This window comes from Lachnoanaerobaculum gingivalis, from assembly GCF_003862475.1.
Lineage (GTDB): Bacteria > Bacillota > Clostridia > Lachnospirales > Lachnospiraceae > Lachnoanaerobaculum > Lachnoanaerobaculum gingivalis.
This window is the reverse complement of record NZ_RRCO01000004.1, coordinates 19,016-43,683: the sequence shown is the minus strand read 5'-3', so window position 1 is coordinate 43,683 and position 24,668 is coordinate 19,016. Positions and strand designations below refer to the sequence as shown.

At 38.0% G+C, this 24,668-nt stretch carries 25 protein-coding genes and 3 tRNA genes; 5 read left to right on the top strand and 23 right to left on the bottom strand.

Annotated elements, in window-relative coordinates; all coding sequences use genetic code 11:
* Nucleotides 1-8 precede the first annotated feature (8 nt).
* The 12 genes from EHV10_RS08865 to EHV10_RS08810 all read right to left on the bottom strand — a co-directional run bounded on the left by EHV10_RS08865 (nt 9) and on the right by EHV10_RS08810 (nt 13,176).
* Nucleotides 9-1,895 carry a heavy metal translocating P-type ATPase gene (locus EHV10_RS08865; protein WP_128674339.1) on the bottom strand — a complete coding sequence of 629 codons (1,887 nt, stop codon included), beginning with the start codon at nt 1,893-1,895 and terminating at the stop codon, nt 9-11.
* A 36-nt stretch (nt 1,896-1,931) separates the two neighbouring features.
* Complete coding sequence (locus EHV10_RS08860; protein WP_007594764.1) at nt 1,932-2,153, bottom strand: cation transporter; 222 nt, start codon at nt 2,151-2,153, stop codon at nt 1,932-1,934.
* A gap of 12 nt (nt 2,154-2,165) precedes the next feature.
* Nucleotides 2,166-2,552, bottom strand: a complete 387-nt coding sequence (locus tag EHV10_RS08855; RefSeq protein ID WP_009664247.1) for an ArsR/SmtB family transcription factor — start codon at nt 2,550-2,552, stop codon at nt 2,166-2,168.
* 149 nt (nt 2,553-2,701) lie between these two features.
* Nucleotides 2,702-3,790, bottom strand: a complete 1,089-nt coding sequence (gene trpS, locus EHV10_RS08850; protein WP_128674338.1) for a tryptophan--tRNA ligase — start codon at nt 3,788-3,790, stop codon at nt 2,702-2,704.
* Nucleotides 3,783-5,429: an O-antigen ligase family protein gene (locus EHV10_RS08845; RefSeq protein WP_128674337.1), complete on the bottom strand. Its 1,647-nt coding sequence runs from the start codon at nt 5,427-5,429 to the stop codon at nt 3,783-3,785. The genes trpS and EHV10_RS08845 overlap by 8 nt, the downstream gene beginning before the upstream one ends.
* Before the next feature lie 13 nt (nt 5,430-5,442).
* A complete protein-coding gene (locus tag EHV10_RS08840) occupies nt 5,443-6,135 on the bottom strand; it encodes a CvpA family protein (RefSeq protein ID WP_007594772.1) in 693 nt (230 codons plus the stop codon).
* Entirely contained in the window at nt 6,135-9,320 is a 3,186-nt protein-coding gene (locus EHV10_RS08835) for a tetratricopeptide repeat protein (RefSeq protein WP_128674336.1), read from the bottom strand. The genes EHV10_RS08840 and EHV10_RS08835 overlap by 1 nt, the downstream gene beginning before the upstream one ends.
* Nucleotides 9,321-9,357: 37 nt before the next feature.
* Nucleotides 9,358-9,954, bottom strand: a complete 597-nt coding sequence (gene recR, locus EHV10_RS08830) for a recombination mediator RecR (protein WP_128674335.1) — start codon at nt 9,952-9,954, stop codon at nt 9,358-9,360.
* Nucleotides 9,954-10,298 carry a YbaB/EbfC family nucleoid-associated protein gene (locus EHV10_RS08825; protein WP_034211039.1) on the bottom strand — a complete coding sequence of 115 codons (345 nt, stop codon included), beginning with the start codon at nt 10,296-10,298 and terminating at the stop codon, nt 9,954-9,956. Before EHV10_RS08825 ends, recR begins: the two co-directional genes overlap by 1 nt.
* Nucleotides 10,299-10,308: 10 nt before the next feature.
* Nucleotides 10,309-11,868, bottom strand: coding sequence for a DNA polymerase III subunit gamma/tau (dnaX, locus tag EHV10_RS08820; protein WP_128674334.1), 1,560 nt, complete (start codon nt 11,866-11,868; stop codon nt 10,309-10,311).
* An 11-nt stretch (nt 11,869-11,879) separates the two neighbouring features.
* Nucleotides 11,880-12,962, bottom strand: coding sequence for a 6-phosphofructokinase (locus tag EHV10_RS08815; RefSeq protein ID WP_128674333.1), 1,083 nt, complete (start codon nt 12,960-12,962; stop codon nt 11,880-11,882).
* Between the two features lie 141 nt (nt 12,963-13,103).
* A tRNA-Lys gene (locus EHV10_RS08810) sits at nt 13,104-13,176 on the bottom strand.
* A gap of 243 nt (nt 13,177-13,419) precedes the next feature.
* Here EHV10_RS08810 and EHV10_RS08805 point away from each other — a divergent pair.
* The gene (locus tag EHV10_RS08805) at nt 13,420-14,322 is read left to right on the top strand and encodes a selenium metabolism-associated LysR family transcriptional regulator (RefSeq protein ID WP_128674332.1); all 903 of its coding nucleotides are present in this window, start codon (nt 13,420-13,422) and stop codon (nt 14,320-14,322) included.
* 51 nt (nt 14,323-14,373) lie between these two features.
* Here EHV10_RS08805 and EHV10_RS08800 read toward each other — a convergent pair whose 3' ends face one another.
* The 5 genes from EHV10_RS08800 to EHV10_RS08780 all read right to left on the bottom strand — a co-directional run bounded on the left by EHV10_RS08800 (nt 14,374) and on the right by EHV10_RS08780 (nt 17,883).
* Nucleotides 14,374-14,853, bottom strand: coding sequence for a GNAT family N-acetyltransferase (locus EHV10_RS08800; RefSeq protein WP_128674331.1), 480 nt, complete (start codon nt 14,851-14,853; stop codon nt 14,374-14,376).
* Nucleotides 14,850-15,329 (bottom strand): GNAT family N-acetyltransferase, encoded by a 480-nt coding sequence (locus EHV10_RS08795; protein WP_128674330.1) that lies wholly within the window; start codon nt 15,327-15,329, stop codon nt 14,850-14,852. Before EHV10_RS08795 ends, EHV10_RS08800 begins: the two co-directional genes overlap by 4 nt.
* Nucleotides 15,330-15,435: 106 nt before the next feature.
* Nucleotides 15,436-16,029, bottom strand: coding sequence for a L,D-transpeptidase family protein (locus EHV10_RS08790; RefSeq protein WP_034211030.1), 594 nt, complete (start codon nt 16,027-16,029; stop codon nt 15,436-15,438).
* 23 nt (nt 16,030-16,052) lie between these two features.
* Entirely contained in the window at nt 16,053-17,078 is a 1,026-nt protein-coding gene (queA, locus tag EHV10_RS08785) for a tRNA preQ1(34) S-adenosylmethionine ribosyltransferase-isomerase QueA (protein ID WP_128674603.1), read from the bottom strand.
* Nucleotide 17,079: 1 nt separating this feature from the next.
* A complete protein-coding gene (locus EHV10_RS08780) occupies nt 17,080-17,883 on the bottom strand; it encodes a hypothetical protein (RefSeq protein WP_128674329.1) in 804 nt (267 codons plus the stop codon).
* Between the two features lie 119 nt (nt 17,884-18,002).
* Here EHV10_RS08780 and EHV10_RS08775 point away from each other — a divergent pair.
* Both EHV10_RS08775 and EHV10_RS08770 read left to right on the top strand, forming a co-directional pair.
* Nucleotides 18,003-18,075, top strand: a tRNA-Arg gene (locus EHV10_RS08775).
* 29 nt (nt 18,076-18,104) lie between these two features.
* Nucleotides 18,105-19,088 carry a biotin--[acetyl-CoA-carboxylase] ligase gene (locus tag EHV10_RS08770; protein ID WP_128674328.1) on the top strand — a complete coding sequence of 328 codons (984 nt, stop codon included), beginning with the start codon at nt 18,105-18,107 and terminating at the stop codon, nt 19,086-19,088.
* A 104-nt stretch (nt 19,089-19,192) separates the two neighbouring features.
* On the opposite strand, the gene EHV10_RS08765 is transcribed toward EHV10_RS08770, so the two are convergent.
* Nucleotides 19,193-19,265, bottom strand: a tRNA-Thr gene (locus EHV10_RS08765).
* 117 nt (nt 19,266-19,382) lie between these two features.
* Here EHV10_RS08765 and EHV10_RS08760 point away from each other — a divergent pair.
* Nucleotides 19,383-19,670 carry a GNAT family N-acetyltransferase gene (locus EHV10_RS08760; RefSeq protein ID WP_408610089.1) on the top strand — a complete coding sequence of 96 codons (288 nt, stop codon included), beginning with the start codon at nt 19,383-19,385 and terminating at the stop codon, nt 19,668-19,670.
* A 105-nt stretch (nt 19,671-19,775) separates the two neighbouring features.
* Nucleotides 19,776-20,195: an RrF2 family transcriptional regulator gene (locus EHV10_RS08755; RefSeq protein WP_007594809.1), complete on the top strand. Its 420-nt coding sequence runs from the start codon at nt 19,776-19,778 to the stop codon at nt 20,193-20,195.
* A 141-nt stretch (nt 20,196-20,336) separates the two neighbouring features.
* Here EHV10_RS08755 and EHV10_RS08750 read toward each other — a convergent pair whose 3' ends face one another.
* The 5 genes from EHV10_RS08750 to EHV10_RS08730 are packed head-to-tail and all read right to left on the bottom strand — an operon-like array spanning nt 20,337 to nt 24,529.
* A complete protein-coding gene (locus EHV10_RS08750; protein WP_207667148.1) occupies nt 20,337-21,086 on the bottom strand; it encodes an ABC transporter ATP-binding protein in 750 nt (249 codons plus the stop codon).
* Nucleotides 21,087-21,097: 11 nt separating this feature from the next.
* Nucleotides 21,098-21,874 carry an ABC transporter ATP-binding protein gene (locus EHV10_RS08745; protein WP_128674325.1) on the bottom strand — a complete coding sequence of 259 codons (777 nt, stop codon included), beginning with the start codon at nt 21,872-21,874 and terminating at the stop codon, nt 21,098-21,100.
* The gene (locus tag EHV10_RS08740; protein WP_128674324.1) at nt 21,853-22,641 is read right to left on the bottom strand and encodes an ABC transporter permease; all 789 of its coding nucleotides are present in this window, start codon (nt 22,639-22,641) and stop codon (nt 21,853-21,855) included. The genes EHV10_RS08745 and EHV10_RS08740 overlap by 22 nt, the downstream gene beginning before the upstream one ends.
* Nucleotide 22,642: 1 nt before the next feature.
* Nucleotides 22,643-23,428 carry an ABC transporter permease gene (locus EHV10_RS08735; protein ID WP_009219646.1) on the bottom strand — a complete coding sequence of 262 codons (786 nt, stop codon included), beginning with the start codon at nt 23,426-23,428 and terminating at the stop codon, nt 22,643-22,645.
* Nucleotides 23,429-23,443: 15 nt separating this feature from the next.
* Nucleotides 23,444-24,529 (bottom strand): ABC transporter substrate-binding protein, encoded by a 1,086-nt coding sequence (locus EHV10_RS08730; RefSeq protein ID WP_128674323.1) that lies wholly within the window; start codon nt 24,527-24,529, stop codon nt 23,444-23,446.
* Nucleotides 24,530-24,668: the final 139 nt, after the last annotated feature.

Genomic DNA, 24,668 nt, shown 5'->3' with positions numbered 1-24,668 from the left:
AATCTCCATTATATATTTTTTGTCTGCAGGTTTCTCATAGCATTGATTATACAAAGTACAGTTACACCTACATCAGCGAATACCGCTTCCCACATAGTACCAAAACCTATGGCCGCAAGCAATAGGAAAATAAGCTTAACACCCAAAGCAAATATAATATTTTGCTTTGCAATGCTCATAGTTCTTTTTGCCAGCTTAATACCTCTTACTATATTGCTAAGTTTATCATCCATTATAACCACATCTGCCGCCTCTATGGCTGCATCGGAACCTATACCTCCCATTGCAATACCTATATCGGCTCTTGCCAAAACCGGAGCATCATTTAATCCGTCACCTACAAATGCCAGTACCTTATTGTCATCAAGTTCCTCTTCCACCTTTTCAACCTTATCCTGTGGTAAAAGTTCAGAGTATACAAAATCCACACCCAGCTCTCCGGCCACTACATCCGCAACCTCTTTTATATCACCTGTAAGCATTACCGATTTTTCAACTCCGACACTCTTTAGTGCCATAAGGCTTTCACTTGCATCTTCCTTTATTCTATCATTTATTACAATTGATCCTAAGAATTTGCCCTCCTTGGCCACATAGACAATACTTCCGAATTCTTCGTTTTTTTCAAATTCTATACTGTTTGAAGTCATAAGCTTGTCGTTACCTACAAGGACCTCTTTGTCGTCAACTTTTATGCTGATACCATGTCCTGCAATCTCTTTTAAATCACTTAATCTGTCGGAAATATTTGTATTTTCTCCCGATTCGACTTTTAGTTCTTCATATGCCTTTTTAATAGATATTGCTATAGGATGTGAAGAATACTCTTCCGCCAAAGAAGCTGTTTCAAGTAATTTCTCTTCGCTTATATTATTCGGATGTAGGCTTACCACCTCAAAAACTCCCTTTGTTAAGGTACCTGTTTTATCAAACATAAAAGTCCTTACTCCGGCTAAAAGTTCAAGATAATTGCTTCCCTTTATCAACACACCTATTTTTGACGATGCACCTATACCGCTGAAAAAGCTTAAAGGAATCGCTATAACAAATGCACAAGGACATGATACCACTAAGAATGTAAGCGCCCTGTAAATCCATGTACTGAATCCTGTTCCCGGAAATATAAAAGGCGGAATCACTGCCAGTGCTATAGCTGCAAAAACAACTATAGGAGTATATATTCCCGCAAACTTTGAGATAAAGTTTTCTGTCTTCGATTTCTTCGCTGCGGCATTTTCCACAAGGTCAAGAATCTTACTTGCTGTAGAATCGCTAAATTCTTTTGTAACCTCAAGCTTTAAAAGACCGTCCTTATTTATACTTCCGCTATATACATTGGCACCCTCATTTACACTTCTTGGAACCGACTCGCCTGTAAGTGCCGAAGTATCAAGCATTGCCTTACCTGAAACTACGATTCCGTCTAAAGGAATAATCTCTCCGGCCTTTACCAGTATAATATTTCCTACTTCCACATCATAAGGATCCACAGTTTCCACACTGCCGTCTTCTTTTACAAGATTTGCATAATCAGGTCTTATATTCATCATATCTGATATGGATTTTCTTGATTTATCTACAGCCAGCGACTGTAAAAATTCACCCACCATATAAAAGAGCATAACTCCCACCGCTTCCGGATATTCACCGATTATAACTGCACCTACGGTAGCAATAGTCATAAGGAAGTTTTCATCAAATACCTTACCTCTTTTTATATTTGAGAAGGCTTTAAGTAATACATCCTTTCCCACTATTATATATGCCGCTATGAACAGTCCGAAACTGATTATATTTGACATAGAAAAGCTTATTTTTGAAACTATGACGGCAATTATATAAAGACATGCCCCCATAATTATTTTACTTAACATCTTCTTTTGCTTATTGTTCATATCATCCTTCTATCTAATGAATAAAACCCGTATTACTTACGCTCTCTTTACCTCTACATCAGGCTCTTCAACCTTTATAATTTCCATAGCCTTTTCAATAATCTCATTCATCTTCTCAGCCTCAGCCTCAAGGGTGCATTTTAATGTCATAAAGTTGATATTTGCACTTGTAATACCGTCAATGGCGGCAAGCTTTTTCTCAAGCTTTGCAGCACAATCAGCACAATCCAAACCTTCTAATTTATAAACTCTTTTCATTTCTTTTCTCCTTTAAAAATCTGCTTTACATCTATGAGAGACATGTACGATACCTGTTTCAAATATCTCCTTTACATGTTCGTCATCAAGTGAATAATATACTTCCTTACCTTCTCTTCTTGCTTTAACAAGCTTGGCTTCCTTAAGTGTACCAAGCTGATGTGATACCGCCGACTTTGTCATTCCCAGCACTTCACAAATATCAAGTACACATAAATCATGTACATTTAATGCCCAAAGTATCTTTATCCTTGTCGGATCTCCTAATACTTTAAAAAGCTTTGACAGAGAATCTATCGTTTCAGCCTCAAGCATATTTATCTTTGCTCTGTCTATTGCCTCTTCTCTGCTTAAACTCTCTACTTCAACACACCTCCCTTTAGTTGAATATATGTTCAACTGTTATGTTGCTATTATAGTTGAATATATGTTCAACTGTCAAGTGTTATTTTAAAATTTATAAAAAAATTCAATCAAAAAATCCAAGCTTAATTTTACAATCTCATATAAGATCATAAATAAAGCTTGGATTTAAATTTTAAACTTTATTATTTATTGTGAAATCTCTCCGCCTGTGACTTTATCAGCTCTACATCATCAAAGTAATTTATTCTCATAGCATTCTTTACTTCTGAAAGTGTATTTGCAGCTTCATTTCTTGCAACCTCACAGCTTTCCTTAAGCATCTCATAGATTGCCGGAATATCTTTTTCAAATTCCGCTCTTCTTGCTCTAATCGGTGCCAAGGTTTCTTCCATTATGCTTGCAAGGAACTTCTTTACCTTCATATCTCCCAATCCACCACGTGTATAATGCTCTTTTAGCTCATAAAGTGAATTATAATCCGGAAGGTATTCTGCAAAATGCTCCGGTCTTGAAAAGGCGTCCAGATATGTAAATACCGTGTTACCCTCAAGATGTCCCGGGTCGCTTACCTTTATATGTAAAGGATCTGTATACATAGTCTTTATAGCTGATGCAACAGTATCTGCATCATCTGAAAGATAAATACAGTTTCCAAGCGACTTACTCATCTTTGCCTTACCGTCTGTACCCGGAAGTCTCTTAGCCGCATCTTCCTTTGGTATAAGCGCTTCAGGCTCTACCAAAGTTTCACCGTATACTGAATTAAACTTTCTTACTATCTCTCTGGTCTGCTCAATCATAGGCAACTGATCCTCACCTACAGGTACTGTAGTTGCTTTAAACGCTGTAATATCCGATGCCTGTGATATAGGATATGTGAAAAATCCTACCGGAATACTGTTTTCAAAATTTCTAAGCCCTATCTCAGCCTTTACTGTAGGATTTCTTTGAAGTCTTGAAACTGTAACAAGATTCATATAATAAAATGCAAGCTCTGTAAGCTCCGGTACCATTGACTGTATAAATATATTAGACTTCTTAGGATCGATACCGCATGCCAGATAGTCAAGTACTACCTCTATAATATTTTGTCTTACCTTTTCAGGGTTTTCCATATTGTCGGTGAGTGCCTGAGCATCCGCCACCATTATAAAAATCTTTTTAAATTCTCCTGAATTTTGCAATTCAACTCTTCTTTTTAAAGAGCCGATATAATGTCCTACATGTAACTTTCCGGTAGGACGATCTCCTGTAAGGATTATCTTATCCATTTATAACTTCTCCTTTGTCTCTAAGTATTGCCACCATGATACTTAGGAATATCCATAAAAATGGTGTTACCACAGGTAAGTTCAAATTTACGACAGCCTGAGTGGCATAGCAAATTACTGCAATAGCACATGCATACAAATATGGCAGCATTGTATTGTCTCTAAGATAAAACAGTCTTGTTCTGAGTGCTTCAACACTTGGAAGTATAAGTGCCAGAATATAAGCTATTGTAGCTATAGGTCCAAGAGTAAATAAAAATTGTATATACTCATTATGTGTTGCATCAAAGAACTGACCGGTCACACTTGTCATTTCTTCGTTTCTGAGTAATCCGATATATAAGCCGAAAGTATCCGGTCCGCTTCCGAAAATCTTGTGAAGCAGCGGGAATTTCATATATTCTTCCACGGCGGCTCTCCATATATAACCTCTGAAAGTACCCCATGAATCATTAAATACAAAATAATCTGCAAGAGCACCGTACTTTTCTTTAGCAGCAGTTACATCCGAGTTTATCTTCATTCCCATAAATACTATTGCCGCAAATATTATAACAAGTATTGCAAGCCAGATATATCTTAAGCTTCTTAAAAGCGCTTCATTGTCTCTTCTTTTTTCTTTCTTTCTGTATTCAAGTACATACATGATAATAACTATTATTGCAAAAGCAACAATGACTAAATCCAGATATTTAAAATCACTTATAAAATCGAACAGACCTGAAATACCAAGTACTTTGCCCGCATAGCTTATATTTATCAGCTGTATTATCTTTATTCCGAGAAGATAGGTAAAAATCGTCAGTACGAATCTTCTTACACCTTCCATGGTTCTGAATGCCACAAAAGGTACAATTCCGAAAAATGCTGCAAGTGTAAGATAACCGTTATCGGAAGTACCCATTGTAAGTGCAATAAAGTTCATAAGCATTATTACATAGTAGAAAGCTATTTTTCCGATGCTCTCGCCTCTGCCATTGTCACTTTTAAACGGCGTAGTGATGAACAAGGTTCCGGCAATCGCAATATAAAATGCCAATACCGCGGTATATGTATTTATATTTCCGATGGTTGAAGTGAATATAGGCCACTGCTCAGGGCTTATCTTCTCCTTAAATCCCAATATATCCATATTGAAATAATCGGTATAACCAAACAAACATACCGGAATACTTACTGCAAGGAATACTGTAAAGTATACCTTGCTAAATGAAAACATTCTGCTCACCGTAAAGTAAATTATCACATATATAGAAATAAGTAAGAGTCCCGAATATCTTCCCTTATCACCTGTAATGGACTCCATTACAAATCTTCCCGCAAATGCTGTAGAAAGTGCGCTCATCAGCCAGAATACCAATATACATATATCCCATATGCTGAATTCTTCTTTAAACCAAACGGCAAACCCTTTTTTATTCAAATTATCAAAGAAATTTTTAAATCCGCCTGCAAAACCGCATATTACGATCAAAGCCAAAATCATTATTATTGAAAGAGTCAATACCGTATAATATTTTGTCTGCAAGATGTCAAAATAAAAATCATTGTAGATCAAAGGGAAGATGGTAAACATCGCCATAACCCAAAGTCCGACTATCACATTTGATGCATTCATCAGCTTTCTTTTAGATTTCATATAACCTCCATAACTACAGTCCTAAAAATACCGCTATAGGGTTCATTCTTGATAAAAATACCAAAATCGGGCTGCATTCCAACATTTCCGAAAGATTCGCCCCTGTCTTTGTTGCAGAAAGGGCGATAATAAAAATACAGCCGACCCAGAATATTATCAATGCAAAAATAAAACCTGCAAAAGCTCCAAACAACTGATTGACTCCGCCCAAAACCGGTATCTTGCTTAGAATCTTGTTACCTTTGAACAGTATTCCAAGCACCAGCCAAACGAGTACAAATGAACCGATAAAACTTATAGAATTAACAGTCATCTGGGTGACATAGCTTACAATATAATCCGAAAAAGTATATACACCAAGTTTATCATATACTTTTCTGTCGTCATTTTTCTTCAAAACGTCTTTGACTTTTGTAGGTACATTCAACTTATCTATTGCTTTACTTCTTCCCTCGGCATTTGATGAGTCCTCATGCATCTCATTAAGCCCTATTTTTTCATAAATCGTAGTTAATACAAATTGATTTATCTTGGTATTTTGTTGCAACTCATTTCTGAGATACGGATTTACAAAATTCAGAGCAATTACACTTGATATGAGCGCCAGCATTGTAATGGATATTTTTAAAAGGCCCTTCCTATACCCTCGCGCTATCATACCTATAAAAAACAGTAATATACAGACCTCCAGAACATTAAAACACATTATATCCTAAAATGCTCCTCTCTTAGAATCAATCTGCCTTCTTTATCATACTTAGGATTCATAAATCCGAATATAGCCTTCACAACACCCGGCCTTTCAGCAAGGTCTGCAGCATGATCTATAAGATTTCTGGCATTCTTTCTGGTCAAAGGCGTTTTATCTTCCTTCATATAATCCGCTCTTTCTTCCACAGCATACTTTGCCTTGTTGTAAAGCACGCATTCTATCTCCTTTGCATAACTGAGTGCATAGTTAATAAAATCGTCCACATCCATAGGAGCGTTATCCTCTCCGTCTTCTTCCTCATCAGCTGTATAGGCTTCTTCATCTTCCTTCTCTTCAATCTGAGCCGGCTCTTCGTCAGTTGTCTCAGCTTTTTCTACTTCTTTATCTTCTTTTTTATCTTCTTTCTTTACAGGCTGTGATATAATCGGTTCAATCTTAATTGTCTCTTTTTCTTCCTCTTTCACATCAGACTTTAGATTGTTCTTTTTATGGAAGGTAATGCTGTCCGAGCTTGTGATTTCCTGCATTTCAAACTGAAAATCCTCGCCATATTCCTTCTTTAAAATATTTGCTATGATTTCAAGGTCCGATAATTCTTCAGTACTCTGTGGCTCTTTTTCTGTATCAACTTCCTCAACAGCTTTCTCCTGTGCTTCCTTGCTTTCTTCCTTTTCAGGCTCCTTTGCTTTATCCTTCAGCTCAATATTTGCCACAATATTCTTTCTCTTCACAGGAACCTCTTCCTCTCTCATAACAAGACTCATTCCATGCAAAAGATCGTTTGCTTCTATCAGGTTTGCAATTCCTTCTATTGTATCCGCAAATACTACAGTCTCCTTACCGTCTCTGATAAACTCTATGATTTCCGCAATAGTATTATCATCAAGGTATCCCGCCTCAACTATGATAAGATCTTTGCCCTTAATCTTATCAATGGAGTTCATAACTCCTTTTGCATTAAGGCTCTTTGCCTTGATTTTTAATACTGTATGTTTTATCTTTGTAAGTTCATTTACCTCTCTCAATACCTCTATAGCATTTTCAAGAGCCTTTTGTCCTGTTATGCCCTCTACCATTATGGAGCCCGGTCTTCTCATCAAATATTCCTTCGGCTCTCTTGATTTTGGCGCTTTTGCTTTCATTACCTTTCCGTGCACAGGTAAATCGACCTCCCTACTTTCATCATTTGCAGCCTCTTCCACACTCTCTTCAATAACAACAGTATCGCCCTCTTCATCATCTTCAGGTGAATCTGATTTTGCAATCTCTTCAGTTTCCTGTTCTGCTTCCCCTTGAATATCTGTTTCTTCTGTTGTTTCTTCTGTTGCATCCTCTTGAATATCTGTTTCTTCTATCATAACGGTACCTTCATCCTCAGATTTCACTTCTTTATACTCAGGCTCTATAAAGATTTCCTCAGGTTCTTCACCCTTCTTTACCTTTGTTACAAAAGTTCTCTCTTCCTTTGTGTAATAGATTTCTTCATCATCTACCACTTCCATTGTTGTTTCACTTTTTATACTGCTTTGGACTACATCTTTTTGCTCTTTTCTTTTGGCCATAACAGATGAAACTGTAGGTACACCCATGTCTATTTCATCGTCAAAATAGCTGTTTATTAAATCATCCTTATCAAATATAGGATTCTTCTTTTCCGGGACATAGTTTTCCAATACCTTTGTTGAGGCTGTTTCTGTAACTGTGATATTCTCTACAGGTAGTTCATCAGGTATCTCCTCTATGAAATCATCATCCTCGTCACTTTGATCCGTATTACTTTGAAATACATCACTATTATTTGTATTTATATTTATCAAATCAATCTTATCATTTTTTTCTTCTTTGATATCCGATTCATCCACAACAGCTTCGTCTACATGGGCCTTGCCTAATTCCTCAACCTGCTCTTTTATATTTTCACTATCTTTTGTCTGCTCCGCTTTAGAAACAGTATCTTCTAAAACAGGCTCCGTAATGTGTGAATCTTCAGATGTATTGTCATTGTCTGGAGACTTTCTTTCCTCTTCATCTCTTATCCATGTATTTTGTACTTTATCCATTCCCTCACGTTCATCTCTGCTTCCGTGAGTTTTTGGAAGCCCCATACTGTCAAAGTGATTACTGATTCTGCTTTTTCTTCTTTCACCCATGACCGGTGGAGCATTAAATCTTCCCTGTTTGATTCTCTCCACTCTTTCCATATGTGCTCTGACCTCTTCATCTATCTCTCTCATAGATGCATGATCGCCTTCAGTCTTCATCTTATTCAAATTTTCATTTGTAATTGCTATGGCCCTCTTGAGTTCTATTTCAAATTCCGGGTTCACGTTTTCCCCCTTAAATGTTGTTTCTGATATCCTTATTTCATTTACACCGACAGTCTTTGGAAAAAGCTCAGTATTTATGGAAGCATCCTCATTTGGACTTTCTTCCTCATCAATCAGACTTATAGTAGTTCTTTTTTCCTCTCTGGGTTTATATGCACTCATATCATCCAGATTAAGATTCGGATAATTCTCACTTTCATACTGCTTTACAAGCGAGTTTAATCTGTCCTCATAGAACTCCTTGTTATCAACCTGCTCCTGCTGCTTTGAGCTTAATGGACAGCCTGTTGACTCCTTCAAAGCAGCGGCCTTTTCCACATACTCGCCGACTCCGAATAAAAGCATTATTTCATCACATGTCTTTATACAATCATCTATTCTTCCTGCTTGAGCATAAAGCTGTGCGAGTTCATACTTCCACTGCTCATCCATCTTCTCGATATCACTGTACTTCTCAAGAATTCTTATCTTCTTATGTATGTCTTCACCCTTTGCCACGGCAATATGATATTCCATAAGATATTTTCTGCTGTCTTGAGGTGATATCTCGATATATTCTCTGTAGTAAGCTTCAGCCTCCGCTATATCTCCCTCTTTTATCGCAAGCATGGTAAGCCTGTACAAAGCTCTTTTACCGACCGGTGCTCTGTCATAGGCCAAAAGCAATACTTCTCTGGCTTCCTTATACTCATCGTTTTTTTCATAGACTTCTGAAACGGTTGTCAATAAGCCTGCATTATGAACTCTACTCCAGTCGATTGTATCGGTGATTCTCATAGCAGCCTTGTAGTCACCGCTTTTCACCAATTTATTCAGTTGTTCAACCTTTAAATTAAATTCATATTTATCCATACTTGCACCAAACCTCAAGATTTTTTACTTTTGCACCCTAGAGTGCTCTTCTTCCCTCAAGTGCCCTCAAAAGAGTCACTTCGTCAATATATTCCAAATCCCCGCCTACAGGAACTCCGCTTGCTATCCTGCTCACCTCTATACCTGTAGGTTTTACAAGTTTTGCTATATACATTGCCGTAGTCTCACCCTCAAGTGTGGAGTTTGTGGCAATTATAACTTCATTTACATCACCCTCAAGTCTTTTTATCAGTTCCTTCAGCTTAATATCCGCCGGACCTATTCCAAGCATTGGCGAAATTGCACCATGCAAAACATGATATACTCCATTATACTTTCCGGTCTTTTCATATGCCGCCAAATCCCTTGTGTTTTCCACTACCATTATGGTCTTATGATCTCTTTTCTCACTGGCACATATAGGACAGACTTCTCCGTCTGTCAAGGTATAGCATTCTTTGCAATAATTCACATTGCCCTTGGCATCTTTTATTGCCTTTGACAATGACTCTACCTGTTCACTTGACATTCCAATTATGTGAAAAGCAAGCCTTTGTGCGGACTTTGCTCCCACCCCCGGCAGCTTTGAAAGTTCCTCTATAAGCTTGCTGATATGACTGCTGTAATAATCCATTAGAATGGCAACTTTCCTGCTCCACCTGCAATGCCGCCCATCAGTGCGGAATGCTCTTCTTCCATCTTTCTGAGAGCCTCATTTGTAGCCGCCATTATCAAATCTTCTAACATTTCCACATCGTCAGGATCTACCACTTCTTTATCTATGGATACCTTTGTGACTTCCTTTTTACCTGAAACGGTAATGCTAACCGCACCGCCTCCTGCGCTTGCACTAAACTCCTTACCCTCAAAAGCTGCACTTTGCTCTTCCATCTGCTTTTGCATCTTCTGAGCCTGCTTCATCAACTGATTTATATTACCGGGCATCATGCCTCCACCGAAACCGCCACGCTTTGCCATAAATATCTCCTTACTGTTCTATAATAATGTCTGTGTTTATAACAGATTTTATCTCGTCTATCGAAACATATCTTGTGTTTCTTACAACCTTATTTTCTCTTAAAGAAATCCGGATTGCAATATCTTTTCCGTATTTTTCACTTAAAAATGTACGCAAATCTAAGATTGTCGTCTCCTTATTTCCCATATCGTAAAACATCTTGTTAAAGAAAATAACATCGATGCCGCCTTCTTTTACCGGCTCTATCTCAGCTTCCTTGTATACACTTCCTGCCTTGCCGCCAAGATGTTCCACTATGCTGTTCCATTCTTTTTTTATTGCCATGAAATCATCATATGTCGCCTTCGGAAGCTCTATGACTTCATCCTCTATCGGAATATCCGCCTTTTCTTCCGGATTCCTTTGTACCGAATTAACAGGCCTTACTCCCGATTCAAGTCTTGCGAGTCTGTCAAGCACACTGTCCAGATTATCCTCCATCTCAGGAGTCATAAGTCTTATAAATTCAAGCTCCGCCACAACTCTTTTTTGTGTAGCAGTCTTTAATTTATTTGACAGTTCCGACAAATTTCTAATATACCGCATAAGTGTTTCTTTGGAAACAATATTTGCTTTTTCTTTTAAATTTTGTAAGTTCTGTTCCGACATGTCAACCAGCGAACTGTCATTTTGTGTGGACTTAAGTATCAGAATATTTCTCAGATACCATAGAAAATCCGTCACAAACTGCCCTATCTCTTTTCCGTCTATTATGGAATTATTCAAAAGATTCAACACTTCTATAGTATTGCCCTCAAGTACTCCGTCCAAAAGCTCATTAAATACACTTATATCTGAAGCACCAAGTATATCAAGTACCGCTTCATAGCTTATCTTTTCATTTTGTAAAAAAGAAATACATTCATCCAAAAGACTTAGTGCATCTCTCATAGCTCCGTCCGCAGATTTTGCAATATACTCAAGCGCCCTATCTTCTATATCAACACCTTCACTCTTACAAAGACTCTTAAGTCTCTCAGATATGGTATCGATACCTATTCTTTTAAAATCATATCTTTGACATCTTGACAGCACTGTAACCGGCAGCTTATGTACCTCTGTGGTTGCCAGAATAAATATAACATATTGCGGCGGTTCTTCAAGAGTTTTTAAAAGTGCATTGAACGCTCCTGTGGAAAGCATATGCACCTCATCTATAATAAACACTTTGTACTTTCCGAAAGTTGGCGGGTATTGTACCTGTTCCTTTATATCCCTTATATTGTCCACGCCGTTATTGGAAGCCGCATCTATTTCCACTACATTTATGGAAGCCTCACTGAGTATTGATTTACAGGTAGGGCATTCATTACACGGTCCCGCATCTGTAGGATTTTCACAATTGAGTGCCCTTGCCATTATCTTAGCTATACTTGTCTTTCCGGTACCTCTTGTTCCGCAAAAAAGATATGCATGTGATATTCTTCCGGTCTTTAACTGATTTTTTAAAGTTCTTGTTATAGCTTCCTGACCTACTACCTCATCAAAATTTGAAGGTCGAAACTTCCTATATAATGCTGTATAAGCCATCTGCTTCCTTTCTATTTGTCGCCAAAGCTTATTCCCACAAGTCTTGCCTCTCTTACAAGCGAAGACTCCGGATCCACATATTTTAACTTGCCGGCAGACTCATTTAAAGCAATATCTGTAACCTCTGTGCCCTTTAATACCACCAGACGTCCGAATTTTTTTCCAAGTATAAGTTCCGCTCCATGCGCACCAAGCCTTGTAGAAAGTGCTCTGTCATAAGGATTCGGGTCTCCACCTCTTTGAGTATGTCCCGGAACTGTAACTCTCACATCCACATTTGTCTCCGCACTTAGCATATCCCCTATTTCATAACTTATAGAAGGATATCTGCCTGCATCTTTCAGCTTCTTCTTTTTTAATTCTTTTTTTGAAAGAGCCGCATCTTCCTTTGATATTGCCCCTTCCGCTACAGCCAGTATAGTAAACTTCTTGCCTTCCTTTTCTCTTATCTTTATAGCCTCGGCTACTTTTTTGATATCATAAGGTATCTCAGGTATCAAAATGATGTCCGCACCGCCTGCAAGGCCTGCATACAGTGTAAGCCATCCAACCTTATGTCCCATTACCTCAACTATAAAGACTCTGCTGTGAGAGGCCGCTGTAGTATGAATGCAATCAATAGCATTTGTAGCTATTTCCATTGCACTTTGAAAGCCGAATGTCATATCCGTACCATAAAGATCATTGTCTATAGTCTTTGGAAGTCCGATAACATTCAAACCCTCTTCACTTAAAAGATTGGCAGTCTTTTGTGAACCGTTTCCACCAAGCACAACAAGGCAATCGAGCTTCAGCTTCTTATATGTAGACTTCATAGCCTCTACCTTATCCATGCCGTTTGCATCAGGCTCTCTCATAAGTTTAAAAGGCTGACGACTGGTTCCCAGCATAGTTCCGCCCGTTGTCAATATACCCGAAAAATCCGAAGGTTTCATTACTCTGTATTCCTCATACATAAGCCCCTTGTAGCCTTCAAGAAAACCTATTATTTCCACATCTTTATCAGATTTGTAAAGACTCTTTGCCACACCGCGCATTGTTGCGTTTAAGGCCTGACAATCTCCTCCACTTGTTAGCATACCAACTCTCAGCATATATAACTCCTTTGCACAAAGTCGAAACAAATTCACTGCTTTTGCATTTAAGCATTGTCTTTAATTATAACCTAATTTTATTCATTATACAATAAAAAAAGCCCTTCCCAATAGCTCACTGTCTATCAAGTAGGACCTTCATGCGCCTTCAGGGACTCGAACCCTGGACAAATAGATTAAGAGTCTACTGCTCTACCAACTGAGCTAAAGGCGCTTTTTTATTTTTTTGTGTTCCTGTTTTTTGAACACTTTGATATAATACAATATATAAAAGTTGTTGTCAACATGTTTTTTAAAAAACTTTGAAATTATTTTTATTTTTTCTTTTTATACCGTTAACCAATCTTGCGCAACCATTTATTGACTTTGTCTATAAATAAACCTATAATTATATTAAAATGTAGTCCTTACAACATATATCACCACATCGTTAATATAGCATTAAAGGAGATAATTTATGGAATTTAGACAACTGGAGGCTTTCGTGGCCACAGCCGAATTAAAGAGTTTTTCACAAGCTGCAAAATATTTATATCTGTCACAGTCAACTATAAGCTCACATGTTCAAAACTTAGAGGATGATTTGGGAAGAAAGCTGCTTTTAAGAACCACAAAGTCCATTACTCTCACACCTGAGGGCGAGACATTTCTCTCCTATGCAAGAAAAATAGTGGAGACTAAGGATCAGGCTGTACTCTCATTGCAACAGTCATCAAAAAGTATGTTACATATGGGGGCGTCATCCATACCTTCAGGCTATCTTTTGCCGGAAATTATTGCAAGATTTAAGGAGAAATATCCTGAGATGCATTTCAGTATCTGGCAGGGAAGCAGTGATGAAATAGCCGAGCTTTTACTTAGTGACAGTATTGATATAGCCTTTACAGGAAAGGATATAAATTCACCGCTTTGTGAGAGCCTTAAGGTATGTCCGGATCATCTTATGCTTGTCACACCTGCAACCGAGGAATACAAAAAATTAAGAGACAGCCATGCCAAAATATCGGATATCTTAAAGTATCCTATGATCTTAAGATCCAACGGCTCAGGCACACAGTTTGTAGCCAGCAAACTTCTGGAAGGGCTTGGCATAAAGAAAAGCGATCTGAATGTTATTGCACAGACAAACGACCTTGAATCCATACAGCAGATGATAGTTCACGGTCTCGGCATAAGTATCTGTTCAAGATTTTCCACTCAGAATTTATTGGACAGCGATAAGGTGATAACCTATCCGCTTGATAACGCAAATATGAGACATTTCTCATTACACTATATGAATATAAAAAAGTCCTATCCGACCATCAAGCTTTTCCTTGACTATGTGCAAAACTTGATAGATGAAGGTATGTACAAATAAAACAAGGGCCGATGAAATCGTTTTGATCTCATCGGCTCTTACATATTCCACCTAGAATGTCAGCCTCATCTTATACCAGATAGTATCGCCATGATTTGACTGTGATATTCCCTCATCCTTATAACCGAATTCTGAATAGAAAAGTCTGAGTCCGTCTTTACAGGTAAGTACTATTCCTTTTCTTCCCCTCTCCCTGCAATCCTCTATCACCTTATTCATCACTGAGCCCGCAAGTCCTTGGCCTCTGTAAGGTTTTTCTGTAACTACGGAAAATATCATCTGCCACTCTCCATCTTTTTTATGCATAGAGGCATCATCATACATAATATCTGTCAGGTCCTCTTCATCGGTAGCCATACCGTTTATAAAGCTCTTTATTACACCGTCTTCTTCCAAAATCCAAAAGCACTCCGGAAAACTTTCCATCCTCTTTCTTATGCTTTCCCTACTTGCCGCCTCCGCTTTAGGATAAGAATCCGCCTCTATCTGTGCCAGTCTGTCCAAATCCTCCGCTTTTACATGTCTGATCATACATCCTCCTTTAATTCATATAAAATCCTAAAACTTTTATCATCAAGCTGTATTATTCCAAGTCTTTTAAACCCAAGTTTTTCCACAGCTTTTTGCATAGTTTTATTATCCTCATGGGTTTCTATTCTTAAAATAGACATTTCCTTTTTTGCAAAATCTACTATACGGCTTACAATATTTCTTTTACTTCCATCACTTGCCACTCTATGTATTATCCCATACTCCTTATCAGAAGGAAATTTAAGTTCTTGGCTCTTTTCATAGCCCTTTATAAATACAAAACAGGCAAAAATATGACCATTATCTTCCAATACATAGCCTATTTTTTCTTCTATATCCTTATTTACGATATTTTTTTCGGGATAACTGTCCTTCCACTGATTTGGATTGCCGCTATTTTTCATATATTCCCTTGCAATAGCATATATCTCCATTATCCTGTTATAATCAGAAGGAATTGCTTTTCTAATATTCATCCTATACTTCCTTTACCAAAAGTTTGTAATATAAACAGTAATAATATACTGCTCTCTATTTAAAAAAGGCATATTATAGACAAAGCCTATAACATGCCCTATATCTTTATGGTCCTACCGAAACCTTGATTCCAAGCTGTCCATACGGCCAGATAATATCCATTACATCATTGCTTACAGCCACACAACCTGCTGTAGGTACACCCTTTTGATAATTTCCGTGAATCATTATTGCACCGCCAAGTGCTGTATTCCATGGAGGACATACCTTCTTATCAATAGCTGTGTATATAGCATCCTTTTCTTCCTGTGTAATAATTCCCTGTTCAAATCCTCTGTCGGCTGCAGCCTTATCAGGGTAAGAAAGTCCAAGAGATAAATGATATGCACTCTTATCATTTCTTACGCAGATATAATAATCACCGTTTGGAGTTGTTCTGTCACCCTGCTTTTGCTTTGTTCCGTTTGCTGAAAACTCTCCAAGGCTGCATGGCCATTTGCCTATTACCTTATTATCGGCTATAAGCGTAAGCTCCTTGCTTGTCTTGCTTACATAGATTCTTGTGGCAGGCTCACTCTGCTGAGGTGTGTAATTACTTGTAGTTACCTTTCTTACCGTTGCGGCATATACACTGAAGCTCATCAATCCGATAATCATTGACAGAACAAGTAATGCCACAATGCTTTTTCTCATCTTCATAAAAACCCTTTCTAAAAATAAATTTAATTTATAAACATCGCATCCCCAAAACTGAAAAATCTGTATTTCTCTTTTACAGCCTCCTCATAAGCATGCAATATATTCTCTCTTCCCGCCAATGCACTCACAAGCATTACCAAAGTTGACTCCGGTAAATGAAAGTTTGTAATAAGAGCATCCAAAACCTTAAACTTATATCCCGGATATATGAAAATATCTGTCCACCCCGACTTTTCTTCCAGATGACCGTTTTCATCCGCCGCACTTTCTATGGTTCTGGTGCTTGTAGTTCCCACACAAATTACTCTTTTACCGTTTTTTCTTGTACTGTTAATAATGTCAGCAGCCTCTTTTGAGATTTGAAAAAACTCGGAATGCATATGATGCTCATTCACATCCGTTACCTTTACCGGCCTGAAAGTACCAAGTCCTACATGCAGTGTAACCTTTGCAAGTCTGATGCCCTTTTTTTCTATTTTCTCAAGCAGCTCCTTTGTAAAATGCAAACCTGCTGTAGGTGCCGCCGCAGAACCCTCATTCTTTGCATATACTGTCTGATATCTGTTTTTATCCTTCAGCACATGTGTAATATATGGTGGAAGCGGCATTGTTCCAAGCTTATCTAAGATTTCTTCAAAAATCCCTTCAAACTCAAACTCGATTATTCTGTTACCTTCCTCCACTATATCAACTATTGTTCCCAAAAGTAATCCGTCACCAAAATCAATCTTTGCTCCAACCTTACATTTTTTTCCCGGCTTTACAAGACATTCCCAAGCAGTCTTTGATGTTCTCTTTAAAAGAAGTATTTCTATCGCCGCTCCGGTATCCTTTTTCACACCCATAAGTCTTGCAGGTATTACCTTTGTTTCATTAAGTACCAGGCAATCACCCTCATTTAGATAATCTATAATATCAAAAAAATGCTTATGACTGATATCCCCACTCACTTTATCAAGTACCAAAAGTCTTGAAGAAGCTCTGTCTTCAAGAGGATCCTGTGCTATAAGTTCTTGTGGTAAATCATACCAAAAATCTTTTACATCCATATCAGTTTCCGCTCTTTGTCTCCGATATGGATACATTAGCTTCCTCTTTACTTGTTTCTGTAATGCTTTCCACAGTACTTTCTTCTACAGTTGTTTCTGTAGGTTGCTCTGAAGTTTCCACTGCAGCACCGCTCTCATTTGTAGACGCATTTTGCACCCAAATAGAGTACAGTGTTCCAAGCTGTATATCACTTGTTACAGCAGTTGCAAGGTCTTTTCTCATCTGTGCATCAAGCGCAATAATATCCTCAGACTTGGAAACATCCTCTACATACTGCCTCTCTTCATCAGTCAGCTTGTCAGTCTCTACCATATAAAAAGCATCCTTAGGTTCTTCTTTTACATATGCCCATGTAAGCATAGGTGCTTTTGTATCAATATCATGGAACTTTACATTTGAACTGATAAATACCACATATGAATTATCCTCATATCCCTTTGTCACATAGGTAACAGTGTCATCAAATGACTCGTATACCTTTGCCTCATCTGTCAGTTTTGCCTGCAAATCTGCAAGTCCGTCCTCATCACTTCTTCCAAAAACATTGTACATTCTTCTGGCATCCGCATTTACTTTTGCGTACTGATAAGCCTTCACAAGCTCTATAATTCCCGGAATCGGATCCTTTTGCATACCATATGTTTTATAATCCGATAATACTCTTTCCTCTTCAGACATGGTAGACTCGGCAACTGTAGTGGTCTCCTCAGTGCTTACCGCATTACTTGTATTGCTGCAGCCCGTAGCAACCGCCATCATCACTGCCATCATACCTATTCCTGTTATTATTTTTTTATTTCTCATAAATGCCTCTTTATAATAATTTATAACCTTTTGATTCCGGTATTATTTTATCAAATATTATTGCAAAAAGCACCTATCAATTTATTATAAAAAATGATATAATTTTGTAATATTTATTTGTATCAATAGCGTATTGGATAACGCATCAGACTCCGACTCTGAAGACTGTGGGTTCGAATCCCACTTGATACATTATTTTTTAGTGACATATAAGGAGAAATATGTTAAAGAATGAAGTTTTAAAAATCCTATTATCAAATAACATTCACGTATCCGGTCAAGATATTTCGGAAAGTCTCGGTGTCTCAAGGACTGCTGTATGGAAGGCTATTTCCACACTGAAAAAAGAAGGCTACAATATAGAGTCTGTAAATAACAAAGGCTATCTTCTTTTGGCAAAAAGCGATATTCTAAATCAAGTGGAAATAGAGCAAAATATAAATTCTTATAAACTCTCCAATGCGCCACAGATAATATATCTGGATGAAGTCGACTCTACCAATAACTACGCCAGACTGATGGCTGAAAAGATAAATTCCGACTTCCTTGTAGTAGCCGATAAGCAAACTTTGGGAAAAGGCAGAATGGGAAGAAGTTGGAGTTCACCTGCCGGAGTCGGTATCTTTATGAGCCTTTGTATAAAGCCTGAGATGGCTGTAGAAAAGACTTCTATGATCACTCTTGTAACCGCTGTCTCCCTTTGTGATGCTATAGAAGAGCTTTACCCTATAAACGCCACCATCAAATGGCCTAACGATATAGTCATAAATTCAAAGAAAATATCAGGTATACTTACAGAAATGAGCTCAGATATGGACGGTATAAAATACATTATTTCGGGAATGGGTATAAATGTTAATAATAAGGAATTCCCTGATGATATAAAAGATATGGCATCATCTCTTTTGCTGGAAACCGGTATTTTAGCGGATAGATCAAAATTGATTGCAGCTGTTATATATCATTTCTACAAAAATATGAATATCTTTCTAAAAACCGGTGATATGAGCGGACTGAAGGAAAACTATGAAAATCATTTGGTAAATATCGGCAAAGACGTGAAGATACTTGACCCTAAAGGAATTTACCAAGGAGTTGCTCTTGGAATTGATGAAACAGGTGCACTGCTTGTAAATGCGGAAGGGAAAATAAAAAGAATTATCAGCGGTGAGGTCAGCGTAAGAGGACTATACGGTTATGTATAAAATGAGCAGGAAAAACCTGCTTTTTTGTAAGCAAAAATCGTTAATATACAATTCAAAATACAACACATAAAAAATAACCCCTGTAAAATCAAGGGTTAAGCTCAAGCTGCTGACGGGACTCGGACCCGTGACCTCCTCACTACCAATGAGGTGCGCTACCACCTGTGCCACAGCAGCATCTAGGTAATAGTAGCATAAAGACATATTGCTGTCAATATGAATTAAGAGCTCTTAATTTACATATCCCTTGACTTTTCTCTCTCACATGTTACTCTTTACTTAAATAATAAAAATATTGGAGGTACTATGTTTAATATAGCTGATAACAGAATATATATGGATGATGAAAAAGGAAAGATGATTGCTGAGGTTACTTTCCCAAATTTGGATGATAATACAATAGTTATAGACCATACATTTGTTGATGACTCTCTTCGTGGTCAGGGAATTGCTGCAAAACTTATGCTTGAGGTCATAAACTATGCAAAATCAAATAATAAAAAAATAAAGGCTACATGTTCTTATGCGGTAAAATGGTTTGAGAAAAACAGAGATGAATACAAAGACCTTTATATAGGTTAATATAAACTGTTACATCACTATTTTCATTTCTGTCTTATTATTTGCTTGATTTACCTATTACCTACCTGTATAATAGGATTATAAATTAAGGAGTAGGTAAATCATATGAAAATTTCAACAAAAGGGCGATATTCACTTCTTGTTATGATTGATTTGACAGAAAATAAATCCGATGACTTTATACCATTACGTGACATTGCCAAAAGACAGGACATTTCAGAAAAGTACCTGGAAAGTATAATAAAACTTCTTGTAAAGCATAAGCTTGTTGTAGGACTGCGCGGTAAAGGCGGCGGCTACAAACTAACAGGACATCCAAGTGATATCACTGTTGGTGAGGTACTTAGAATTGCAGAAGAAAATATAATGATTGATGATGAAGATACTGAAAGCATGTATCGCACAAGCGAATACCGCACTATTGATATGTGGAGTAAACTCTCAAAAATGATAAATGATTATTTTGATAACATTTCCATTGCCGATCTGATAGTAGAAGATCCCGGAAATGACTTTGTGATTTAATACAAAACAAGCTTTAATTTTATGGAGTGTATGACTCATAATTAGCCATACACTCCTATTTAAAATAAACTATTTAGTATTACTCTCTTCCTTGTTCTCAATCAAAATTACCAAAAAACTTAGTGAGTCTCACTATTTCTTCTACCACCACTTTATCAAGTCCGTAACTTCATTTCTCAAATCCACAAAATCCTTGGCTGCAATGTTTCTCGGTCTTTGGATATTATTGTATATCTCTTTTTTTATACCGGTAGGCTTATTTGTTAACACCAGTATACGTTCACCGAGATAAACCGCCTCTTCTATATTATGTGTTATAAAAATCACCGTTGTCTTGTTTCTTTCCCAAAGCTTCAAAAGCTCATCCTCAAGCCTGAATCTAAGCTCTATGTCAAGCTGACCGTAAGGCTCATCCATCAGCAAAACCTCGGGCTCGGTGGCAAAAGCTCTCGCTATAACAACTCTTTGGAGCATACTTGCCGAAAGCTGATCCGGATAATACTTTCTGTATTTTTCCAGTCCCACTACCTGCAAATACTCATTTACCTTTTCTTTCGCCTCACTTTTTGGAATTTTTTTAATATCCAAACCGAAGCCTACATTCTCCTCAACCGTAAGCCAAGGCATAGTTGAATATTCCTGAAATATATAGGCGATATTATGCTTAAGCAAGTCCACCGGCTCGTCATTAATAAGTATTTCTCCGCTTGTGGGTTTATAAAGCTTTGTCAAACTGTTTAAAAATGTCGTTTTTCCACAACCCGTAGGTCCGACTATGCATAAAAATTCTCCCTCTTTTACAGTAAAGGAAATATCGTCAAGCACCAATAAATCATCAAACTTCTTGGTAAGATGAGTCACCTTTACCTTGTCTTTTCTATTGTCTTCCAAAATTTTCTCCTTTACAATGATTTATCCATATTCTCAGTTATTTCCTGTCTGTAGCTCAAAAACTTCGGATCTACATAGCTTCTTGGATGAGGCATATCAATAATATACTCCTTTTTTATGCCCGACGGACAGTTTGTTAAAAGTATTATTCTGTCTGCCAGAAATAGAGCCTCTTCTATGTTGTTGGTTACAAAGATAACGGTTCTCTTTTCACTTTGCCATATTCTCTGCAGCTCTTCTTCCATCATATACCTTGTCTGTGCATCCAAATGTCCGAAGGGTTCATCCATCAGCATAATCTCCGGCTGATTGCAATAGGCTCTTGCAATACCGACACGTTGTCTCATACCTCCGGAAAGCTGCGAAGGGTAGCTTTTTTCAAAACCGCTCAAGCCTACAAGGTCTATGTAATGCTTTGCCGTTTCACGCCTCGTTTTTTTGTCCTGCCCTCTCACTCTTGGACCGAACTCTACATTTCCCATTACACTAAGCCAAGGAAACAGGGCTGTTTTTTGATAAACCACCCCTCTTTCGGGTGCCGGTTTTGTTACCTTTTTGCCGTTTTCTATAACCTCTCCGCTCGTTGCAGTTTCAAGTCCTGCAAGTACATTTATAAGAGTAGTCTTTCCGCATTGTCCCGGTCCGAAAAGCACCAGAAATTCATTTTCCTTAACCGAAAAACTTATATCCCGCAAAACCTCGGTCTTGCCGCTCTTGTCATAGGCATCAAACTCCTTAGATACATTCCTGCATTCAAGTATGGTTTTTACATTCCCTGATTGTTCCATGCGCATAATCTCCTTTCAAGCTTTGCCATTCCGGTTGCCAAAACAAAGCCCACCAAGCCTATCGCAAGCATTCCGACCATTATTTGCACCGTTTTTCCGTAGGTCATTCCCATTACTATGAGCCAGCCTACTCCTTCATTTGAATGTACCATTTCCGCACCTACAACGGCGGACCATCCTGCAGTTACCGCTATTTGCAGACCTGCAAATATATAGGGTACGGATGACGGTAAAACTATATCAAAAAACACCTGTCTTTCCGAAGCTCCAAGCATCCTTGCTGCTCCTATAAGAGTCTTATCCACGTTTTTTGTTCCTTCATAAGTATTTACCGTTATAAAGCAAAAACAGCCTAAAAATATAATGAAAAACTTACTTTTATCTCCAAGCCCGAACCACAATATAGACATAGGTATCCATGCAAGCGGAGGTATTGGTCTTATAAATTCAAATATGGGCTTAAGTATAGCTTCGGCAAGCTTAGAATATCCCATCGATACACCTAAAGCTATACCGAATACGGTTGAAAGCCCGAAAGCTACACCCACTCTGTAAAGGCTCACCCCTATATGGGTAAGCATGGTATACTTTCCTATAGGTTCTTTAAAGCTCAGTATAAATTTCTCCAATATCAGGGAAGCGGGCGGCAAAAACAGTCCCGCTTTTGTAAACCTTGAAACCAGTTCCCACACAATAAGTAAGGAAGCAAAGGCAAGAACAGTCATTATTACGGAAATATTCTTGTCTACAAACTTTTTTAAGCTCATATTATTTTGTCCTCCTCACAAATTTTTTCTGTAATTTCTCAAGTATACTCGACAATAAGTAACCTATTATGCCTATAGTCACCATTCCTACAATTATCACATCCGGACGACCTAGCATTCTTGATACCTGTATCATGTATCCAAGTCCTTTTGTAGCCGCAAGAAGCTCAGCTGCTACAAGCGCAACCCATGAAGAACCCAGCGCCAACCTAAGTCCGGTAAAAATCATGGGCATTGCGGTCGGTATAGCAACCTTAAACAAAAGCTGTCTGTTGCTTGCACCGAAAGTTTTTGCAACCCACAAATGAACCTTGTTCGTTTGCTTGATTCCTGCATAGGAATTTATCGTAGCACTTATAAATGCCGCGAAAAATATTATTCCCACCTTCGATTCATAGCCTATACCAAGCCATAAAATCATTAACGGTATCCATGCAAGCGCCGGTATAGGTCTTATGACATCGAACAGAGGCTTTGCAAAAAGCTCGAACTTCCGACTCCATGCCATAGATATACCTAAAGGCACTCCTATTAAAACTCCCACAAAATATCCACCCAGGGAAATTTTCATACTTGATACAATATGCTGTAAAAGGCTCCCTCCGTCAGGATTTACTCCGCCTGTAAGCTTGTATATAAAGGTTTCGAGCACCTTTCCCGGTGCCGGCAGCATCATAGGCGAAATAAGATGAAACACATCTGTTACAAGCTCCCATATAAGCAAAACACCTGCCACAGAACAAAGGGAAATAAGCCTGTATTTATTTTTTTCAAAAAATCCTTTCATCGGTAACTTCCTTTTTTATTTATTCTGCTTTATAAATTCATCGTCTATATTTTTATCAAATTTTTCCATTAAACTTGGCTCCTGCTGTCCCAATCCTACATAAAATTCGCCCAGCTCTCTTGCAAATTTTCCAAGATCTCTGTCCTTCCAATCCTCTCTTGTAATAAAATTCACACGTCCGAGGTCACTTACACAGCTTTCTCTGCTTGTTTCCGTTCCCGCTTCCTTTAAGTACTCAACCAGTAAATCAGCCGCCATTTCCTTATCGGCATTCAAAGCTTCACAAGCTTCCATGATGCAATCCATATACTTTGCAACAATCTCTTTCTTTCCTTCAACAGCTTTGCGGTTTGCAACAACCATATCCACATATCTTGTTCCAAGATCCGCAAGATTTCCTACCTGAACCATGCCGTCTTTTTGTGCATCAAAAAATGTAGGTACATTAAGGGCAACTATATCGCACTGATTCGCCAATAGTGCCTGATAAGCCTGAACGGTATCCATATTTACTATATTTACATCAGTCATACTCAGTCCCAACTTCTCAAGCCACTTAAGAGTTGTAAAATGCTGCGCTGTACCTATCGGAAGTAAAATTGTCTTTCCTTTTACCGTTTCCGCACTTCCGAGTACATTAGGGAAGGACGGATTAGCTCCCTTTGCCTGTGCAATAGGTGAATCGGGCTTTACAAATACTCCAAGACCGTCTGTAGACTCCAAAACCTCACCTATAATCATCATATCATAGTTTGCCACTCCTGTTATGGATGCAGCTCCCATTGCTCCCACATCCCACAGATTAGCAGCCAAAGCTTCATTCATAGGCGCCCCGGTTGCAAACATTGTAGGCTCTATCTTAAAGCCCGCCTTAACATCCAAACCGTTCTTAATGATGTATTCCGTAGGTAAGCTTGTTATGAAAGGCATTGTCGCCACTCTGAGCACCGGCAAATCACCCGTATTTTCAGCCTCACTCTGCTCCATCTTTTTTGTCTCACCTTCCGCCTTGCTTTCGGAACTTCCGCTGTTACCGCAAGCAATTAAAGAAACTGCCATTCCCACTGCCAACATCATTGCTAAAAACTTATTTTTCTTCATTTTTAAGATCCTCCCAAGTCCTTTTTATTTTATTATATGTTATCAACCCTACTTATACTTTTTGTTTTTTTTACTTTTTTTTCTCATTTTCTCAAATCAAAAAGGAAAGTATTGTTTTTTTTACTTTCCTTTTGTTTTT

Bases quoted from the DNA above. Each gene is read 5' to 3' on its own strand.
- EHV10_RS08755 (WP_007594809.1), top strand. From the start codon at position 19,776: ATGAAAATTTCAACAAAAGGGCGATATTCACTTCTTGTTATGATTGAT.
- EHV10_RS08845 (WP_128674337.1), bottom strand. From the start codon at position 5,429: ATGAAATCTAAAAGAAAGCTGATGAATGCATCAAATGTGATAGTCGGA.
- EHV10_RS08730 (WP_128674323.1), bottom strand. From the start codon at position 24,529: ATGAAGAAAAATAAGTTTTTAGCAATGATGTTGGCAGTGGGAATGGCA.
- EHV10_RS08770 (WP_128674328.1), top strand. From the start codon at position 18,105: ATGTTAAAGAATGAAGTTTTAAAAATCCTATTATCAAATAACATTCAC.
- EHV10_RS08780 (WP_128674329.1), bottom strand. From the start codon at position 17,883: ATGAGAAATAAAAAAATAATAACAGGAATAGGTATGATGGCAGTGATG.
- EHV10_RS08800 (WP_128674331.1), bottom strand. From the start codon at position 14,853: ATGATCAGACATGTAAAAGCGGAGGATTTGGACAGACTGGCACAGATA.
- trpS (WP_128674338.1), bottom strand. From the start codon at position 3,790: ATGGATAAGATAATCCTTACAGGAGATCGTCCTACCGGAAAGTTACAT.
- queA (WP_128674603.1), bottom strand. From the start codon at position 17,078: ATGGATGTAAAAGATTTTTGGTATGATTTACCACAAGAACTTATAGCA.
- EHV10_RS08740 (WP_128674324.1), bottom strand. From the start codon at position 22,641: ATGAGCTTAAAAAAGTTTGTAGACAAGAATATTTCCGTAATAATGACT.
- EHV10_RS08835 (WP_128674336.1), bottom strand. From the start codon at position 9,320: ATGGATAAATATGAATTTAATTTAAAGGTTGAACAACTGAATAAATTG.
- EHV10_RS08745 (WP_128674325.1), bottom strand. From the start codon at position 21,874: ATGGAACAATCAGGGAATGTAAAAACCATACTTGAATGCAGGAATGTA.
- dnaX (WP_128674334.1), bottom strand. From the start codon at position 11,868: ATGGCTTATACAGCATTATATAGGAAGTTTCGACCTTCAAATTTTGAT.
- EHV10_RS08865 (WP_128674339.1), bottom strand. From the start codon at position 1,895: ATGAACAATAAGCAAAAGAAGATGTTAAGTAAAATAATTATGGGGGCA.
- EHV10_RS08805 (WP_128674332.1), top strand. From the start codon at position 13,420: ATGGAATTTAGACAACTGGAGGCTTTCGTGGCCACAGCCGAATTAAAG.
- EHV10_RS08795 (WP_128674330.1), bottom strand. From the start codon at position 15,329: ATGAATATTAGAAAAGCAATTCCTTCTGATTATAACAGGATAATGGAG.
- EHV10_RS08840 (WP_007594772.1), bottom strand. From the start codon at position 6,135: ATGTGTTTTAATGTTCTGGAGGTCTGTATATTACTGTTTTTTATAGGT.
- EHV10_RS08735 (WP_009219646.1), bottom strand. From the start codon at position 23,428: ATGAAAGGATTTTTTGAAAAAAATAAATACAGGCTTATTTCCCTTTGT.
- EHV10_RS08815 (WP_128674333.1), bottom strand. From the start codon at position 12,962: ATGCTGAGAGTTGGTATGCTAACAAGTGGAGGAGATTGTCAGGCCTTA.
- EHV10_RS08825 (WP_034211039.1), bottom strand. From the start codon at position 10,298: ATGGCAAAGCGTGGCGGTTTCGGTGGAGGCATGATGCCCGGTAATATA.
- EHV10_RS08860 (WP_007594764.1), bottom strand. From the start codon at position 2,153: ATGAAAAGAGTTTATAAATTAGAAGGTTTGGATTGTGCTGATTGTGCT.
- recR (WP_128674335.1), bottom strand. From the start codon at position 9,954: ATGGATTATTACAGCAGTCATATCAGCAAGCTTATAGAGGAACTTTCA.
- EHV10_RS08790 (WP_034211030.1), bottom strand. From the start codon at position 16,029: ATGAAGATGAGAAAAAGCATTGTGGCATTACTTGTTCTGTCAATGATT.